The sequence below is a fragment of the Paraburkholderia sp. RL17-380-BIE-A genome, from assembly GCF_046028085.1.
GTDB lineage: Bacteria > Pseudomonadota > Gammaproteobacteria > Burkholderiales > Burkholderiaceae > Paraburkholderia.
Genome location: NZ_JARESQ010000044.1, coordinates 1 through 1,774 on the forward strand (window position 1 = coordinate 1; position 1,774 = coordinate 1,774).

2 protein-coding genes are annotated in these 1,774 nt (G+C 62.6%); both read left to right on the forward strand.

Annotated elements, in window-relative coordinates:
- The first annotated feature begins 39 nt into the window (after window positions 1–39).
- Complete coding sequence (locus P0D68_RS35430; RefSeq protein WP_074763055.1) at window positions 40–372, forward strand: NAD(P) transhydrogenase subunit alpha part 2; 333 nt, start codon at window positions 40–42, stop codon at window positions 370–372.
- On the forward strand, window positions 372–1,774 hold a 1,403-nt coding region (locus P0D68_RS35435; protein ID WP_408303723.1), incomplete at its 3' end, for an NAD(P)(+) transhydrogenase (Re/Si-specific) subunit beta. The genes P0D68_RS35430 and P0D68_RS35435, both read left to right, overlap by 1 nt.

A 1,774-nucleotide genomic window follows, 5' to 3' on the forward strand; every position in this document is an offset into this window, starting at 1 on the left:
GATGGTGAAGTCACGCGCAAGTCTTAACGGAGAACGGCGATGGAAGTCATCAACCACACCGTCATCAACCTGATCATCTTCGTGCTGGCGATTTACGTCGGCTACCACGTGGTCTGGAACGTCACGCCCGCGCTGCACACGCCGCTGATGGCCGTGACCAACGCGATCTCGGCGATCGTGATCGTCGGCGCCATGCTCGCTGCGGGCCTTACGCTGGGCACGCCCGGCAAATTCTTCGGCACGCTGGCCGTCGCGCTCGCGGCCGTCAACGTGTTCGGCGGGTTTTTAGTGACGAGGCGAATGCTCGAGATGTTCCGCAAGAAAGAGCCGAAGAAGCTGATCGCAGACAAGACGGCCAAGGAGAACGCGTAATGAGTCTGAACGTCGTCACGCTGCTTTATCTGGTCGCGTCGGTCTGCTTCATCCAGGCGCTCAAGGGGCTGTCCAATCCTAAAACCGCACGCATCGGCAACACCTTCGGCATGGTCGGGATGGCGATCGCGATCCTCACCACCATCGCGCTGATCGTCAAGCAGGCGAACGGGCTCGGCTCGAACCTCGGCCTGGGTCTCGGTCTGCTGCTGGTCGCGCTGGTGATCGGCGGCGCGGTCGGCGCGTTCGTCGCCGCGCGCGTCGAGATGACCAAGATGCCGGAACTGGTCGCGGCGATGCACTCGCTGATCGGTCTCGCCGCCGTGTGTATCGCGTATGCGGTGGTGTCGGAGCCGTCCGCGTTCGGTCTCGTCGATCCGGAGAACACCGCGCCGGGCTTCCTGCCGTATGGCAATCGCGTCGAACTGTTCATCGGCACGTTCGTCGGCGCGATCACGTTCTCGGGTTCGGTGATCGCGTTCGGCAAGCTGTCGGGCAAGTACAGGTTCCGGCTGTTCCAGGGCGCGCCGGTCGTGTATGCCGGCCAGCATCTGATCAACCTGCTGCTCGCGCTCGCGATGCTCGGCTTCGGCGTGATCTTCTTTCTCACGCAATCGTGGCTGCCGTTCATCATCATGACGCTGATCGCGTTCGTGCTCGGCGTGCTGATCATCATTCCGATTGGCGGCGCGGACATGCCGGTGGTCGTGTCGATGCTCAACTCGTATTCGGGCTGGGCGGCGGCGGGTATCGGCTTCTCGCTGAACAATCCGATGCTGATCATCGCGGGCTCGCTGGTGGGGTCGTCCGGTGCGATTCTGTCGTACATCATGTGCCGGGCGATGAACCGCTCGTTCTTCAACGTGATTCTCGGTGGCTTCGGCAACGAGCCGGGCGCGGCGGCGGCGGGTGGGTCGGCTGAGCAACGTCCGGTGAAATCCGGTTCGGCCGATGATGCAGCGTTCATGCTCGGCAATGCCGAAACCGTGGTGATCGTGCCGGGTTATGGCCTCGCCGTCGCACGTGCGCAGCATGCGTTGAAGGAACTGACCGACAAGCTGGTGGAGAAAGGCATCGAGGTGAAGTACGCGATTCACCCGGTGGCCGGCCGCATGCCTGGGCACATGAACGTGCTGCTCGCCGAAGCCGAAGTCGCCTATGACATGGTCTACGAAATGGACGACATCAACGGCGAGTTCGGGCAGGTCGACGTGGTGCTGGTGCTCGGCGCGAACGACGTGGTGAACCCGGCGGCGAAGAACGATCCGAAATCGCCGATCGCGGGCATGCCGATTATCGAGGCGTACAAGGCGCGCACGGTGATCGTCAACAAGCGGTCGATGGCAGCAGGCTACGCCGGGCTCGACAACGACCTGTTCTACATGGACAAGACGATGATGGT

Bases quoted from the DNA above. Each gene is read 5' to 3' on its own strand.
- P0D68_RS35430 (WP_074763055.1), top strand. From the start codon at position 40: ATGGAAGTCATCAACCACACCGTCATCAACCTGATCATCTTCGTGCTG.